Source organism: Pseudomonas sp. CFII68 (genome assembly GCF_000416195.1).
GTDB lineage: Bacteria > Pseudomonadota > Gammaproteobacteria > Pseudomonadales > Pseudomonadaceae > Aquipseudomonas > Aquipseudomonas kilonensis.
This window is the reverse complement of record NZ_ATLN01000112.1, coordinates 77,042-92,435: the sequence shown is the minus strand read 5'-3', so window position 1 is coordinate 92,435 and position 15,394 is coordinate 77,042. Positions and strand designations below refer to the sequence as shown.

12 protein-coding genes and 2 pseudogenes are annotated in these 15,394 nt (G+C 63.0%); 12 read left to right on the top strand and 2 right to left on the bottom strand.

Annotated elements, in window-relative coordinates:
* Positions 1 to 303: 303 nt before the first annotated feature.
* From CFII68_RS07050 to CFII68_RS07080, 7 genes and pseudogenes are all read left to right on the top strand, one after another.
* Positions 304 to 1,926: a methyl-accepting chemotaxis protein gene (locus CFII68_RS07050; RefSeq protein ID WP_018611067.1), complete on the top strand. Its 1,623-nt coding sequence runs from the start codon at positions 304 to 306 to the stop codon at positions 1,924 to 1,926.
* Positions 1,926 to 2,462 (top strand): chemotaxis protein CheW, encoded by a 537-nt coding sequence (locus CFII68_RS07055; RefSeq protein WP_018611065.1) that lies wholly within the window; start codon positions 1,926 to 1,928, stop codon positions 2,460 to 2,462. The genes CFII68_RS07050 and CFII68_RS07055 overlap by 1 nt, the downstream gene beginning before the upstream one ends.
* Positions 2,459 to 3,724 (top strand): protein-glutamate O-methyltransferase CheR, encoded by a 1,266-nt coding sequence (locus tag CFII68_RS07060; protein ID WP_018611063.1) that lies wholly within the window; start codon positions 2,459 to 2,461, stop codon positions 3,722 to 3,724. The genes CFII68_RS07055 and CFII68_RS07060 overlap by 4 nt, the downstream gene beginning before the upstream one ends.
* A complete protein-coding gene (locus tag CFII68_RS07065; protein WP_018611061.1) occupies positions 3,721 to 4,392 on the top strand; it encodes a chemotaxis protein CheW in 672 nt (223 codons plus the stop codon). The genes CFII68_RS07060 and CFII68_RS07065 overlap by 4 nt, the downstream gene beginning before the upstream one ends.
* Positions 4,389 to 6,665, top strand: a complete 2,277-nt coding sequence (locus CFII68_RS07070; protein WP_018611058.1) for a hybrid sensor histidine kinase/response regulator — start codon at positions 4,389 to 4,391, stop codon at positions 6,663 to 6,665. Before CFII68_RS07065 ends, CFII68_RS07070 begins: the two co-directional genes overlap by 4 nt.
* Positions 6,662 to 7,669, top strand: coding sequence for a chemotaxis response regulator protein-glutamate methylesterase (locus CFII68_RS07075; protein ID WP_018611056.1), 1,008 nt, complete (start codon positions 6,662 to 6,664; stop codon positions 7,667 to 7,669). The genes CFII68_RS07070 and CFII68_RS07075 overlap by 4 nt, the downstream gene beginning before the upstream one ends.
* A 45-nt stretch (positions 7,670 to 7,714) precedes the next feature.
* Positions 7,715 to 8,506 (top strand): annotated as a pseudogene (locus CFII68_RS07080) (diguanylate cyclase domain-containing protein); the annotation flags it as partial.
* 2 nt (positions 8,507 to 8,508) lie between these two features.
* Here the strand turns inward: CFII68_RS07080 and CFII68_RS27975 are convergent.
* Positions 8,509 to 8,596, bottom strand: a pseudogene (locus CFII68_RS27975) (hypothetical protein); the annotation flags it as partial.
* Between the two features lie 381 nt (positions 8,597 to 8,977).
* Between CFII68_RS27975 and prfB the strand changes: the two are divergent.
* The 5 genes from prfB (at position 8,978) to CFII68_RS07105 (ending at position 14,532) form a co-directional block, all read left to right on the top strand.
* A protein-coding gene (gene prfB, locus CFII68_RS27570; protein WP_095963568.1) for a peptide chain release factor 2 occupies positions 8,978 to 10,073 on the top strand; the annotation gives its coding sequence in 2 pieces (ribosomal slippage) (positions 8,978 to 9,049 and positions 9,051 to 10,073; 1,095 coding nt in all).
* Between the two features lie 109 nt (positions 10,074 to 10,182).
* Positions 10,183 to 11,685, top strand: coding sequence for a lysine--tRNA ligase (gene lysS, locus CFII68_RS07090; protein ID WP_003198151.1), 1,503 nt, complete (start codon positions 10,183 to 10,185; stop codon positions 11,683 to 11,685).
* A gap of 101 nt (positions 11,686 to 11,786) precedes the next feature.
* Positions 11,787 to 12,503, top strand: coding sequence for a TetR/AcrR family transcriptional regulator (locus tag CFII68_RS07095; RefSeq protein WP_003198153.1), 717 nt, complete (start codon positions 11,787 to 11,789; stop codon positions 12,501 to 12,503).
* A 160-nt stretch (positions 12,504 to 12,663) separates the two neighbouring features.
* Complete coding sequence (locus tag CFII68_RS07100; RefSeq protein WP_018611048.1) at positions 12,664 to 13,218, top strand: hypothetical protein; 555 nt, start codon at positions 12,664 to 12,666, stop codon at positions 13,216 to 13,218.
* Between the two features lie 36 nt (positions 13,219 to 13,254).
* On the top strand, positions 13,255 to 14,532 hold the full coding sequence (locus CFII68_RS07105) for a flavohemoglobin expression-modulating QEGLA motif protein (protein WP_014336757.1): 1,278 nt from the start codon (positions 13,255 to 13,257) through the stop codon (positions 14,530 to 14,532).
* 124 nt (positions 14,533 to 14,656) lie between these two features.
* On the opposite strand, the gene CFII68_RS07110 is transcribed toward CFII68_RS07105, so the two are convergent.
* Positions 14,657 to 15,247 carry a biliverdin-producing heme oxygenase gene (locus CFII68_RS07110; RefSeq protein WP_018611046.1) on the bottom strand — a complete coding sequence of 197 codons (591 nt, stop codon included), beginning with the start codon at positions 15,245 to 15,247 and terminating at the stop codon, positions 14,657 to 14,659.
* Positions 15,248 to 15,394: the final 147 nt, after the last annotated feature.

The window sequence follows — 15,394 nt, the reverse complement described above, 5'->3', positions numbered from 1 at the left end:
GGAGCGGGCTTGCTCGCGAAGGCGGTGTGTCAGTCAATGGAAATGTCGACTGATGCACCGTTTTCGCGAGCAAGCCCGCTCCCACAGTGGTTTTGTGGTGTTTGGCGGTCTTGTGTCCAACCCATTTCCCTGTGGGAGCGAGCCTGCTCGCGATGGGGCCCGGTCAGTCACAGTGTTTTTGACTGATGCACCGCTATCGCGAGCAGGCTCGCTCCCACAGGTCAAATCCCCTCACACCGCCATACTGGCCCGGCGCCGCCCTCGGCTATACTGCCCAACATTTCAAGTGCCCGAGGTTTTACTGTGAAGAATTGGACATTGCGCCAACGCATCCTGGCGAGTTTTGCGGTGATCATCGCCATCATGCTGTTGATGGTGGTTGTCTCGTATTCACGGTTGTTGAAGATCCAGGACAGCGGAGAAAAGGTCCGGACCGATGCGGTGCCGGGGGTATATTTCAGTTCCATGATTCGCGGCGGCTGGGTCGACAGCTACGTCTTGACCCAACAAATCGTCGGCCTTTCGGGCAACCGGGAAATCACCGCCCAGGACAAGGCCCGCTACCAGGGCTTCGAGCAGCACCTGCGCGAAGAAATACAGAACTATCAAAAACTGATCCAGAACCCCGCCGACCAGGCCTCTTTCGACGAGTTCGAGGCCAATCACCTGGCGTTCAACCAGGCCATGGCAAAGGTCCTGGACTTGTACCAGCGCAAGGACTACGAAGGTGCGCGGCAGGCCTTGGACAAAGAGCTGACGCCAGAATGGATCGGCGGCCGCGGGCATTTGAACCAGATCATCGAGCGCAATCGTGAGCTGGCGGAAAACGCCACCCTGACCATCGGCGATGCGGTCACCGCGGCCAAGATCGCCATGGGCCTGTCGTTCCTGGTCGCGCTGATCATCGCCGTGCTGTGCGGGTTGTTGTTGATGCGGGCGATCATGGGGCCGATGAACCGTATCGTCGAGATTCTCGAGATCATGCGCAGCGGCGACCTGAGCGGACGCCTGAACCTGGCGCGCAAGGACGAATTCGGTGCGGTGGAAACCGGCTTCAACGACATGATGGCCGAACTGACCTCGCTGGTGTCCCAGGCCCAGCGCTCCTCCGTGCAGGTCACCACCTCGGTCACCGAGATCGCCGCCACCTCGCGCCAGCAGCAGGCCACGGCCACCGAAACCGCCGCCACCACCACCGAGATCGGCGCGACCTCCCGGGAAATCGCCGCCACTTCCCGGGACCTGGTGCGCACCATGACCGAAGTGTCCACCGCCGCCGACCAGGCTTCGGTGGCCGCCGGCTCCGGCCAGCAAGGCCTGGCGCGCATGGAGGAAACCATGCATTCGGTGATGGGCGCCGCCGACCTGGTGAACGCCAAGCTGGCGATCCTCAACGAGAAGGCCGGCAACATCAACCAGGTGGTGGTGACCATCGTCAAAGTGGCCGACCAGACCAACCTGTTGTCCCTCAACGCCGCCATCGAGGCTGAGAAGGCCGGTGAGTACGGGCGCGGTTTCGCCGTGGTTGCCACGGAAGTACGGCGCCTGGCCGACCAGACCGCCGTGGCGACCTATGACATCGAGCAGATGGTGCGCGAGATCCAGTCCGCGGTATCGGCCGGTGTGATGGGCATGGACAAGTTCTCCGAAGAAGTGCGTCGGGGCATGGCCGAAGTGCAGCAGGTGGGTGAGCAACTGTCGCAGATCATCCATCAGGTTCAGGCCCTGGCGCCGCGCGTGTTGATGGTCAACGAAGGCATGCAGGCCCAGGCCACCGGTGCCGAGCAGATCAACCACGCCTTGGTGCAGTTGGGCGATGCCAGCAGCCAGACCGTGGATTCCCTGCGCCAGGCCAGTTCCGCCATCGACGAGCTGAGCCAGGTCGCCGTAGGGCTGCGCAGCGGCGTCTCGCGTTTCAAAGTCTGATGGGCGAACTAGAGACCCGCCGTGGCGCCGCACCGACGGCCCGCCAGTCGTTGTTCCTGGTGTTCTGCATCGGCAACGAACGTTACGCCCTGCAGGCCATCGATGTGGTGGAAGTGCTGCCGCGCCTGCCTCTCAAGCCGATTGCCCGGGCGCCGTCCTGGGTGGCGGGGGTGTTTGCCTGGCGCGGCACGGTGGTGCCGGTGATCGACCTGTGCGCCCTGACCTTCGGCCAGAGCGCCGAGGCCCGGACCAGTACGCGATTGGTGCTGGTGCGCTATCAGGGCGACGCACAACAAATGGGACAAGTGCTGGGGTTGATCCTGGAACAGGCGACCGACACCGTGCGCTGCGCCCCGGCCGATTTCAAACCCTATGGCCTGGACAACCGGCAGGCGCCGTACCTCGGCCCTGTCCGTGAAGATGCCCTGGGGTTGCTGCAATGGGTGCGGGTCAATGACCTGCTCGATGAATCCGTTCGGGCGCTGCTGTTTCCTGCGCCGCCGCTGAACCTCGATGACCTCGAGGCCACGCCATGAACAACGACCAGCGTTTTTTCGATTTCCTCAAGGAGCGCATCGGCCTGGATGTGACCTCCGTCGGCACCGCGATCATTGAGCGGGCCGTGCGCCAGCGCATCATTGCCGTGCCCGGGCGAACCGCCGATGAATATTGGCAGGCCCTGCAGCATTCGGCCCAGGAGCAGCAGGCGCTGATCGAAGCGGTGATCGTCCCGGAGACCTGGTTCTTCCGCTACCCGGAATCCTTCGCGACCCTCGCCAGGCTGGCCGTCAAGCGCCTGGCCGAGATCAAGCACCTGCGCGCGCTGCGCATCCTCAGCCTGCCGTGTTCCACTGGCGAAGAACCTTATTCGATTGCCATGGCCTTGCTCGACGCAGGCCTGGGACCGCATCAGTTCAAGGTAGACGGCCTGGACGTCAGCCCGCTGTCGGTGGCGCGGGCCAAGGAAGCGCGCTACGGCAGGAATTCCTTCCGTGGCGCGGAACTGGGTTTTCGCGAGTGGTACTTCGACGCCGAAGACGAGGGTTATCGCCTCAGCGAGCGGGTGCGTGAACAGGTGCGTTTGCAAGTAGGCAACCTGCTGGATCCGGCTTTGCTGGTGAACGAGGCACCTTACGATTTTGTGTTCTGTCGCAACCTGTTGATCTATTTCGACCAGCCGACCCAACAGCAGGTGTTCGAGGTGCTCAAGCGTCTGACCCATCAGGACGGCGTGCTGTTCATCGGCCCCGCCGAGGGCAGCTTGCTGGGCCGACTGGGCATGCGCTCGATCGGGATCGCCCAATCGTTCGCCTTCAGCCGCCAGGGGGCCCCCGAGCCGCAACCGTTGCCGGCCTTGATGCCGACCCCGCTGCCGGTTCGTCAGCCACCGCCCCGCGTTGTCCCTCCGGTGATTCGGCCGCGGCCGTTTGCGGCGAGCGTGACGCCGATTGTCGAGCCCAAAAGCAGCGATGCCGCGACCTTGCTGGCCAATATCGCCGCCCTGGCCAACGGTGGCAAAAGCGCCGAGGCCCGCGTGGCTTGCGAAGCCTACTTGCGCAGCCACGCGCCAAACGCCCAGGTGTTCTATTGGTTGGGCCTGCTCAGCGACATGGCTGGCAGCGCCCTTGAAGCCCAGGGTTTTTATCGCAAGGCGCTTTATCTTGAACCGCAACACGCCGAGGCCCTGGTGCATCTGGCGGCGCTGCTGGCTTCCCAGGGAGACGCGGCCGGAGCCCGTCGATTGCAGGAACGCGCCGCCCGTAGCGGGCGCGCGGCAGACAGTGAGCACAAACGATGAGCGGTTCGGCTTCTTACACCGTCACCCATGACGATGCCCAGGCAATCGACGACTGCTGGAATCGCATCGGCGTGCATGGCGACAAATCCTGTCCGCTGTTGGTCGAGCATATCCACTGCCGCAATTGCTCGGTGTATTCGGCGGCCGCCACCCGGCTGCTCGACCGTTATGCCTTGCCGCAGGATCAGCGGGAGGTGTCCCTGGCCCCGGTGGACACCGATGTGGTCACGCGCTCGCTGCTGATGTTCCGCCTCGGCGAGGAATGGCTGGGCCTGACCACTCGCAGCCTGGTGGAAGTGGCGCCGTTGCAGCCGATCCATTCCTTGCCCCACCAGCGCTCGCGGGCCTTGTTGGGCGTGGCGAATGTACGCGGGGCGCTGGTGGCCTGCCTGTCGCTGGTCGAGCTGTTGGACCTGGAGCCCGGCGCGGCGGTGGTTGCCGGCGCACGGGTGATGCCGCGCATGTTGATTGTCGCGGCCAAGGGCGGGCCGGTGGTGGTGCCGGTGGATGAGGTGGACGGCATCCACGCCATCGATGAACGCATCCTGGCGAGCGCTTCGCAATCGTCGGGCAAGTACACCCGTGGTGTGCTGCCCTTCAAGGGCCGCAGCCTGCGCTGGCTGGATGAAGAACAGCTGCTGTCCGCCGTGGCCCGGAGCCTGTCATGACCCCAGATCAGATGCGCGACGCCTCGTTGCTGGAACTGTTCAGCCTGGAAGCCGAAGCCCAGACCCAGGTGCTGAGCACCGGCCTGCTGGCCCTGGAGCGCGATCCGACCCAGGCCGAATACCTCGAGTCGTGCATGCGCGCGGCGCACTCCCTCAAGGGCGCGGCGCGCATTGTCGGGGTGGACGCCGGGGTCAGCGTGGCCCATGTGATGGAGGATTGCCTGGTCAGCGCCCAGGAGCGGCGCCTGGTGTTGGGCGCCGAGCACATCGACGCCTTGCTGCAAGGCACCGACCTGCTGACGCGCATCGCCACCCCGGGCAACAGCGTCGTCGCCGCGGACATCGACGCCTATGTGGGGTTGATGGGGTGGCTGCTTGATCCCAACGCGCCAAAGGCCCCGGCAATGGTCTTGCCAAGCGTCGAGATTCCGGTCGAGACATCGGTCGAGCCGCTACGCGTCGAGCTGCCGGAAGTGGAACTGCCCCCGGCAACTGAGCCGGCCCCCAAGCGCAAACGGGTCACCGAAGGCGGCGAGCGGGTCTTGCGGGTCACGGCCGAACGCCTCAACAGTTTGCTTGATCTGTCGAGCAAATCCCTGGTGGAGACCCAGCGCCTCAAGCCCTGGCTGGCGACGATGCAACGCCTCAAGCGCCAGCAAAGCAGCGGCCTGCGCGCCCTTGAAGAGCTGAACGTGCACCTCAAGGACCATGCCCTGAGCCTGCAAGCCCAGGAAGCCCTTGGCGATGCCCGCCGTTTGCTCGCCGAAACCCAGCAATGGCTGGCGCAGAAAACCGCCGAGCTGGATGAGTTCGCCTGGCAGGCCAGTCAACGGGCGCAGGTGCTGTACGACACGGCGCTGGCCTGTCGCATGCGCCCGTTCGCCGATGTGCTTTCGGGTCAGACACGCATGGTCCGTGACCTGGGCCGCAGCCTGGGCAAACAGGTGCGCCTGGAGATTGAAGGCGAGAAAACCCAGGTCGATCGCGATGTGCTGGAAAAGCTCGAAGCGCCACTGACCCACTTGCTGCGCAACGCCGTGGACCATGGCATCGAAACCCCGGAGCAACGAATGCTGGCCGGCAAGCCCGCCGAAGGCCTGATCCGCCTGCGGGCTTCCCATCAGGCTGGCCTGTTGGTGTTGGAGTTGGCGGACGATGGCGCCGGGGTGGACCTGGAACGGGTGCGCCGCAGTATCGTCGAGCGCGGCCTTTCCCCTGAGCAAACCGCTGCCAGCCTGAGCGAAGAGGAGCTGCTGACCTTCCTGTTCCTGCCCGGTTTCAGCCTGCGCGACAAAGTTACCGAAGTGTCCGGGCGCGGCGTCGGCCTGGACGCCGTCCAGCACATGGTCCGGCAACTGCGCGGTGCGGTGGTACTGGAGCAGACGGCGGGCGAGGGCAGTCGCTTTCACCTCGAGGTACCGCTGACGCTGTCGGTGGTGCGCAGCCTGGTGGTGGAAGTCGGCGATGAAGCGTACGCCTTTCCCCTGGCCCACATCGAACGCATGTGCGACCTGGCGCCGGAAGACATCGTCCAGGTCGAAGGTCGCCAGCATTTCTGGCACGAAGGCCGGCATATCGGCTTGGTCGCCGCCAGCCAATTGCTCAATCGCCCGGCGACGCAAGGCAGTAGCCAGACCCTCAAGGTCGTGGTGATCCGCGAGCGCGAGACGATCTACGGCGTGGCGGTGGAGCGCTTCATTGGCGAGCGGACCCTGGTGGTTTTGCCTCTGGACGAACGCTTGGGCAAGGTCCAGGACATTTCCGCCGGGGCCTTGCTCGACGATGGCTCGGTGGTGTTGATTGTCGATGTCGAAGACCTGCTGCGTTCGGTGGACAAGTTGCTCGATACCGGGCGCCTGGAACGCATCGCCCGACAGAACCAGGCCCAGGCCCTGCGCAAGCGGATCCTGGTGGTGGACGATTCCCTCACCGTGCGCGAGCTGCAACGCAAGTTGTTGCGGGGTCGCGGCTACGACGTGGCGGTGGCGGTGGATGGCATGGATGGCTGGAATGCATTGCGCTCGGAGGATTTCGACTTGCTGATCACCGACATCGACATGCCACGCATGGACGGCATCGAGCTGGTGTCGCTGTTGCGGCGCGACAACCGCTTGCAGTCGCTGCCGGTGATGGTGGTGTCCTACAAGGACCGCGAAGAAGACCGCCGTCGTGGTCTCGACGCCGGGGCCGACTATTATCTGGCCAAGGCGAGTTTTCACGACGACGCCCTGCTCGACGCCGTGGTTGAATTGATCGGAGGGGCGCGCGCTTGAAGATCGCCATCGTCAATGACATGCCCCTGGCGGTCGAGGCCCTGCGTCGTGCCCTGGCGTTCGAGCCGGCGCATCAACTGGTCTGGGTGGCCGCCAACGGCGCCGAGGCGGTGCAACGCTGCGCCGAATACACCCCGGACCTGATCCTCATGGACTTGTTCATGCCGATCATGGATGGCGTGGAAGCCACCCGGCGGATCATGGCCGACAGCCCATGCGCTATTGTGATTGTCACCGGGGACAGCCAGCAGAACGTCCACCGGGTGTTCGAGGCCATGGGCCATGGCGCGCTGGATGTGGTCGATACCCCGGCCTTGGGGGTCGGTAACCCGGCGGACGCTGCAGCGCCGCTGCTGCGCAAGATCACCAACATCGGCTGGTTGATCGGTGAGCGCAACAAGCGTGAACGACCGCCAGCGGCGCAGCGTGCGGCAGTGTCGCGCAAGAGCCTGGTGGCCATCGGGTCGTCGGCGGGCGGGCCGGCGGCGCTGGAGGTGCTGCTCAAGGCGCTGCCGCGTGACTTTACCCCGGCCATCGTGCTGGTCCAGCATGTGGACGAGGTGTTCGCCGCCGGCATGGCGGAGTGGCTGGGCAGTGTCTCGGGCCACACGGTGCGCCTGGCCCGGCAGGGCGAGACGCCACAGAGCGGCACGGTGTTGCTGGCCGGGACCAATCATCATCTGCGCTTGTTGAAGGACGGCACCCTGGCCTACACCGCCGAGCCGGTGAACGAGATCTACCGGCCTTCCATCGACGTGTTTTTTGAAAGTGTCGCCCAGTACTGGAGCGGTGACGCGGTGGGTGTATTGCTCACCGGCATGGGCCGCGACGGTGCGCAAGGGCTTAAACTGATGCGCCAGCAGGGCTATGTGACCATCGCCCAGGACCAGCGCAGCAGCGCGGTGTACGGGATGCCCAAAGCGGCGGCCGCCATCGACGCCGCCGCCCATATTCTCGCCCTGGACGCTATCGCGCCACGGCTGTTGGAGATTTTTACCCCATGATGAACCCCGCCAGCCTTGCGCCAGGGCGTACTCAGGTAAGCCACCATGAATGATCTGCAGCTCGACGAATTCAAGCGCGATGAGAACGCCGCCATGGTCTTGCTCGTCGACGACCAGGCGATGATCGGCGAAGCGGTGCGGCGCGGGCTATCGAACGAAGACAACATCGACTTCCATTTCTGCTCCGATCCTCACCAGGCCATCGCCCATGCGATTCGCATCAAGCCGACGGTGATTCTCCAGGACCTGGTGATGCCCGGCCTGGATGGCTTGAGCCTGGTGCGCGAGTACCGTAACCATCCGGCCACCCGCGATATCCCGATCATTGTCCTGTCTACCAAGGAGGACCCGTTGATCAAGAGCGCGGCGTTCGCCGCCGGGGCCAACGACTACCTGGTCAAGTTGCCGGACAACATCGAACTGGTGGCGCGCATCCGCTATCACTCGCGTTCCTACATGATGCTGTTGCAACGCGACGCGGCCTATCGGGCGCTGCGAGTCAGCCAGCAGCAACTGCTCGACACCAACCTGGTGCTGCAACGCTTGATGAACTCCGACGGCCTGACCGGCCTGTCCAATCGCCGGCACTTCGACGAATACCTGGAGCTGGAATGGCGCAGGGCGATGCGCGACCAGAGCCAACTGTCGCTGCTGATGATCGACGTGGACTACTTCAAGTCCTACAACGACAACTTCGGCCACTTGGAAGGCGACGAAGCGCTGCGCAAGGTCGCCACGGCGATCCGCGAGGCGTGCAGCCGTCCGTCCGACTTGCCGGCCCGCTACGGCGGCGAGGAGTTCGCCCTGGTCCTGCCCGGCACCTCGCCGGGCGGCGCCTGCTTTTGATCGTAGTCAAAGATACCCCCGAATAGTTTCGGAGCGCTCGGACAGGTCCTTGATGGTGTTCAGGATCGGGTTGATTTCCATGGCGGGCAGCACTCGTTGGCGAACTTTTGAAAGCCGGCGAGTATAACGTAATCAAGCGCCAGCGGCAGCCCGCCTGGCGGCTTTAGGGGTAATGAGGTTCAGGGATTGATCTGCACAATCCCCCTGTGGCGAGGGGATTTATCCCCGCTGGGCTGCGCAGCAGCCCTAAAGCCCGACAACTCGGTGTGTCAGGCAAATTGAGTTGACTGTATTTGGGGCTGCTGCGCAGCCCAGCGGGGATAAATCCCCTCGCCACAGGGGGATTGTGCAGATCAATCCCTGAACCTCATTACCCCTAAAGCCGCCAGGCGGGCTGCCGCTGGCGCTTGATTACGTTATACTCGCCGGCTTTCAAAAGTTCGCCAACGAGTGCTGCCCGCCATGGAAATCAACCCGATCCTGAACACCATCAAGGACCTGTCCGAGCGCTCCGAAACTATTCGGGGGTATCTTTGACTACGATCAAAAGCATGAGCGTCTGACCGAAGTCAATCGCGAGCTTGAAGATCCGAATGTCTGGAACAACCCTTCGTACGCCCAGGAACTGGGCCGCGAGCGTTCTGCGCTGGCGCAGATCGTCGAGACCCTGGACGAGTTGTCCAGCGGCCTGGCCGATTGCCGCGACCTGCTGGACATGGCTGTCGAAGAGAACGATGAAGGTGCAGTCGGCGATGTCGTCGCCGAGCTGACACGGCTGGACGAGAACCTCGCCAAGCTGGAATTCCGTCGCATGTTCAGCGGCGAGATGGACATGAACAACGCCTACCTGGACATCCAGGCCGGTTCCGGCGGCACCGAGGCCCAGGACTGGGCCAACATCCTGCTGCGCATGTACCTGCGCTGGGCTGACAAACGCGGTTTCGACGCCACCATCATGGAACTGTCGGCCGGTGAAGTCGCCGGGATCAAGGGCGCCACCGTGCACATCAAGGGCGAATACGCCTTTGGCTGGCTGCGGACCGAGATCGGCGTGCACCGCCTGGTGCGCAAGAGCCCGTTCGACTCCGGCAACCGCCGCCACACCTCGTTCTCGGCCGTATTCGTCTCGCCGGAAATCGATGACAACATCGAGATCGAGATCAACCCGGCGGACTTGCGCATCGACACCTACCGTTCCTCCGGGGCCGGTGGTCAGCACGTTAACACCACCGACTCGGCCGTACGGATTACCCACGTACCGACCAACACCGTGGTCAGTTGCCAGAACGAGCGTTCCCAGCACGCCAACAAAGACACCGCGATGAAGATGCTCCGGGCTCGCCTGTACGAGCAGGAAGTGCAGAAGCGCAACGCGGCGTCCCAGGCGCTGGAAGACACCAAGTCGGACATCGGCTGGGGTCACCAGATCCGTTCGTACGTGCTCGATGCCTCGCGGATCAAGGATCTGCGGACCAGCATCGAACGCAGCGATTGCGACAAGGTGCTCGATGGCGATATCGATGAATACCTGATCGCCAGCCTCAAACAAGGGCTGTAACGCGACACCCATGCGGCGGGCAGGCACGCTTCCATCAGGGAGCATGACTCGCCCGCAAACTCCGGCCCGGGGCCGGGGGCAACGAACCTGTGATGGAATCCTTAAAGACATGAGCGACCTAGAACTCGACCCGCAAGCCCTGCAACAGGAAGAAAACTCCCTGATCGCCCTGCGCAAGGAAAAGCTTGCTGCCGAGCGCGCCAAGGGCCAGGCCTTCCCCAACGACTTCCGCCGCGACGCCTACTGCGACGTCTTGCAGAAGCAGTATGCGGACAAGACCAAGGAAGAGCTGGCCGAGGCGGCTATTCCAGTCAAGGTGGCCGGTCGTATCGTGCTCGATCGTGGTTCGTTCATGGTGATCCAGGACATGACCGGGCGCCTCCAGGTCTACGTCAACCGCAAGACCCTGCCGGAAGAAACCCTGGCCGCCGTCAAGACCTGGGACCTGGGCGACATCATTGCCGCCGAAGGCACCCTGGCCCGTTCCGGCAAGGGCGACCTGTACGTCGAGATGACCAGCGTGCGCCTGCTGACCAAGTCCCTGCGCCCGCTGCCGGACAAGCACCACGGCCTGACCGACACCGAGCAGCGCTATCGCCAGCGCTACGTCGACCTGATCGTCAACGAAGACGTGCGCCAGACGTTCCGCGTGCGCTCGCAAGTCATCGCCCACATCCGCAGCTTCCTGATGAAGCGTGACTTCCTGGAAGTCGAGACGCCGATGTTGCAGACCATCCCCGGCGGTGCGGCGGCCAAGCCGTTCGAAACCCACCACAACGCCCTGGACATGGAAATGTTCCTGCGTATCGCGCCGGAGCTGTACCTCAAGCGTCTGGTTGTGGGTGGCTTCGAAAAAGTCTTCGAGATCAACCGCAACTTCCGTAACGAAGGCGTTTCGACCCGGCACAACCCCGAGTTCACCATGCTCGAGTTCTACCAGGCCTACGCCGACTACGAAGACAACATGGACCTGACCGAGGAACTGTTCCGCGAACTGGCGCAGCTGGTTCTCGGGACGACCGACGTGCCGTACGGCGACAAGGTGTTCCACTTCGGCGAGCCGTTCGTGCGCCTGTCGGTGTTCGACTCGATCCTCAAGTACAACCCTGAACTGACGGCCGATGACCTGAACGACATCGAAAAGGCTCGCGCCATCGCCAAGAAGGCCGGTGCCAAGGTGCTCGGCTTCGAAGGCCTGGGCAAGCTGCAAGTGATGATTTTCGAAGAGCTGGTCGAGCACAAGCTGGAACAGCCGCACTTCATCACCCAGTACCCGTTCGAAGTGTCGCCGCTGGCCCGTCGCAACGACGAGAACCCAAGCGTGACCGACCGTTTCGAGCTGTTCATCGGTGGCCGTGAAATCGCCAACGCCTATTCCGAGCTCAACGATGCAGAAGACCAGGCCGAGCGTTTCATGGCCCAGGTGGCTGACAAGGACGCCGGCGACGACGAAGCCATGCACTACGATGCCGACTTCGTGCGTGCCCTGGAATACGGCATGCCGCCGACCGCTGGTGAAGGTATCGGCATCGATCGCCTGGTGATGTTGTTGACCAACTCACCGTCGATCCGGGACGTGATTCTCTTCCCGCACATGCGGCCACAAGCGTAAGTGCTTCAACTAAAAAGCCGCCTGGAAGGGCGGCTTTTTATTGCCTGTCTGGTACAAGCGTATCAATTGGTTACTTTTTCAAAGAGCGAGGAAGACCTGTCGTGAATCGTGCAATGGCTTCAGAAGGTGCAGCGGGCGTCGCCACGGCTGTCGCTGAAAGTGTTCAGTACCAGGGCCGCAAGGCCAGCCGACAGGGCAGCGAGCAGCGTCGCCAGGAGATTCTCGACGCGGCCATGCGCATTGTGGTGCGTGATGGCGTGCGCGCGGTACGTCACCGCGCCGTGGCCGCCGAAGCCGGCGTGCCGCTGTCGGCCACCACGTATTATTTCAAGGACATCGATGACTTGCTCACCGATACCTTCGCCCAGTATGTGGAACGCAGCGCGGCGTTCATGGCCAAGCTGTGGACCAACAACGAAGGCCTGCTGCGGGAAATGGTCGCCTATGGGGACGGCAGCGCCCAATCGCGCTCGCAACTGGCGGACGACATTGCCCGGATGACCGCCGACTACGTGCAACACCAATTGGACAGTCGCCGTGAGTACCTGATGGCCGAACAGGCCTTTCGCCAGGAAGCGCTGCTCAACCCGCGCCTGGCGGTATTGGTGCGTTCCCACCAGCAGATTTTGCTGCACGGCACCTGTCAGTTTTTCCAGGTATTGGGCTCCCGTGAGCCGCAACAGGATGCCAAAGTGTTGACGGCGATTATCGGTCGGATGGAATATCAGGGCTTGCTCAATGGCGCCGAGCCGGTAGCCGATGAAGATATGCTCGGCATCCTGACCCGCTACATGCACCTGGTACTGGCGTCGGTGTAACCCCTTGTGGGAGTAGGCTAGGTGGGAGCAAAGCTTGCTCGCGATGAACGATAACGCGGTCCCTCGATAGGCCGAGGTGTTTTCATCGCGAGCAAGCTTTGCTCCCACACACACCTGCTCTCACATGTAAGGACAAGGTGCCGTGCCATAGGGAGTTCAAATGAAAGCCTGGCGTGCCGTTGTACTGGCCGTGTCGTTGCTGCTGCTCAGTGGTTGCCTGGTGTCGTTCAAGGCACCGTTGCCTGACAGCGAAGCCGCGCCCGCGGGCCTGCTCGGTGACTGGACCAGCACCAATGCCTGGGGTGAACCGTTGAACCTGGAGCTGACGCAGGTCGGCAAGCACCGCTACCAGGCCATCAGCTACTTCAGGGCCAGGCCCCATGAGCGCGAAGCCATTCCCCTGACGGTGTCCCGTCATGGCAGCCGCTGGTACGTGTCGGCCAAGGTGCCGGCCCGGTTTGGCGGCCATTATCTGATCGCCGGTTTCGAGTTGACCGACAAGCAGGAGCTGGTGGTTTACAACCTGGACCTGGAGCAGATCAACCAGGCCATCGGCCAGAAGATCCTCAGCGGCCAACCGAACCAGAGCGAGGAAGGTGACGGCGTGCTGGTGGACAGCGACATGAACAAGGTTTTCGGTTACCTCGACGACCCGGCCAATTCCGACGTGTTCTCGGAGGCCGTGCGCTACCAGCGTCTGGTCAAATCCCAATAACAGCAACAAGCGGACGTTTTTTCACAGGAGTTCCGGGTGGACGATTACCAGCAGACGATACGCACCTTGTCCGATCGCATTGTGCTGGCGCAAACGCCGATTCGCATCCTCGACGCGGTGAAGTGGGACGAGAGCATCCGCAAGGGGTTTCTCAAGGCCAAGGGCAAGGAAATGCCTGCGGTGGATCGCGACTATTACCTCAACCGGCCACTGTCCTTCGATTCCAGCAAGGTGAAGCTGGAGTTCCAGAACATCGAGCGTGACATCACCCGCCAACTGGGGCAGTTCAACCCGGTCGGCCAGATCATGCGCCGCATGTGCAAGGAATACCGCATGGTGGTGCGCATGCTCGAAGCGCGTGGCACCGAGGATTTCGGGCTGATCTCCCAGGAGCTCTATGGCGCCGCCTCCGATGCCTTCCACGCCGGCGACCCGACCCTGGCCGACCTGGGCCTGATGCTCTCCGATTACCTGAACAACATCGATGGCCGTGGCGACCTCAAGGACGAGCCCAAAGTCCTCAGCGCCAAGGAAGCCGTCAGCCTGCTGCAGCACCGCCTCAACCGGGTGTTTGGCGAAGCCGAGGAAACTATCCGGGTGTTCGAGTCCGATGGCATTGTGGCCGACGCAGCGGCGGGTGCGGACTACATCAAGATCCGCACCGATGCGATGTTCAACGAGCGCGACGTGCGAGCGCTGGAAGTCCACGAAGGGCTGGTGCACGTCGGCACCACCCTCAATGGCTTGAACCAGCCGATCTGCACCTTCCTGTCCAAGGGCCCGCCCTCGTCCACCGTGACCCAGGAAGGCCTGGCGATCCTGATGGAAATCATCACCTTCGCCTCCTACCCGAGTCGCCTGCGCAAACTGACCAACCGCACCCGGGCCATTCACATGGTGGAGGAGGGCGCCGATTTCCTGCAGGTCTTCGAGTTCTTCCGCGAGCAGGGTTTTGAAATGGCCGAAAGCTACGGCAACGCCAGTCGGGTTTTCCGAGGGTCGGTGCCGACGGGTCTGCCATTCACCAAAGACTTGTCCTACCTCAAAGGCTTCATCATGGTTTACAACTACATTCAGTTGGCCGTGCGCAAGGGCAAGCTGGAACAGGTGCCGCTGCTGTTCTGCGGCAAGACCACCCTCGAGGACATGCGCACGTTGCGGCAACTGGTGGACGAAGGCCTGGTCGTACCACCCAAGTACCTGCCCGAGCAGTTTCGCGACATGAACGCCCTGTCGGCCTGGATGTGTTTCTCCAACTTCCTGAACCACCTGAGCCTGGACCGGATCGAAGCGGATTATTCCAATATCCTTTGAAGGTCACTAAGTTCAACTGTGGGAGCGGGCTTGCTCGCGAAGGCGGTGCATCAGTTAACGATTATGTTGGCTGACACACCGCCTTCGCGAGCAAGCCCGCTCCCACAGGGGATAGCGGTGATTTTCAGGCCAGCTCGGTCGCGTAAGCCTGTTCCAACAGCACCGTAAAGCGGTTGAAGGCATCCAGCGCGCCTTTGTCCGCCTCGGCTTCCTGCTGTTCGGTAAAGGCCAGGCCGTCGAGGGTGCGGGTGAAGGATTTCCAACCTTCGGCGCGCCCACCGGCAGGTTCTGCCAGGTGCCGGGCGCCGAAGGTTTCGCTCAACCCCAGGCCCACGGCGCGCTTGATCAGGAACGCGGCGCCGAGCTTGGAGCCCTCGGAGACGAACAGCCAGCCCAAGGCCTCAGCCTGGGTCGGGTTTTTCACCGAGCCGGCCACTGGCGCAGGGACTTCGGTGTCCAGGTCGGCAAGGTCCGCCTTGGCCGCTTCCGCCCTGCATCGGGCCGGAAGGTCGGGGATCAGGGCGGACAGTTCGGCGTCGTTGTACAGAGCCACCAGTTCCGACTGGAACAGGTACTGGGCGACGACGAAACGGGCGAAGCTGGCCGGGGTTTCGAATGGGGCGTGGGCCTTGACCAGCGCGTCGAGCCGGCTGTGGGGCTCGTGGGTGATCTGGTTCAGGCGTTGGGAGCGAGAAGTGGGGCGTTGTGTGGTCATGAACAATTCCTTCGAGTTGGAACAGTGTGGCAAGGGGCTGTGGGAGCAAAGCTTGCTCGCGAAACAGGCGCCTCGATCTCTGAAAGACCGCATCGCCTTCATCGCGGGCAAGCCTTGCTCCCACATGACTCTCCTCGTCACGGGTAT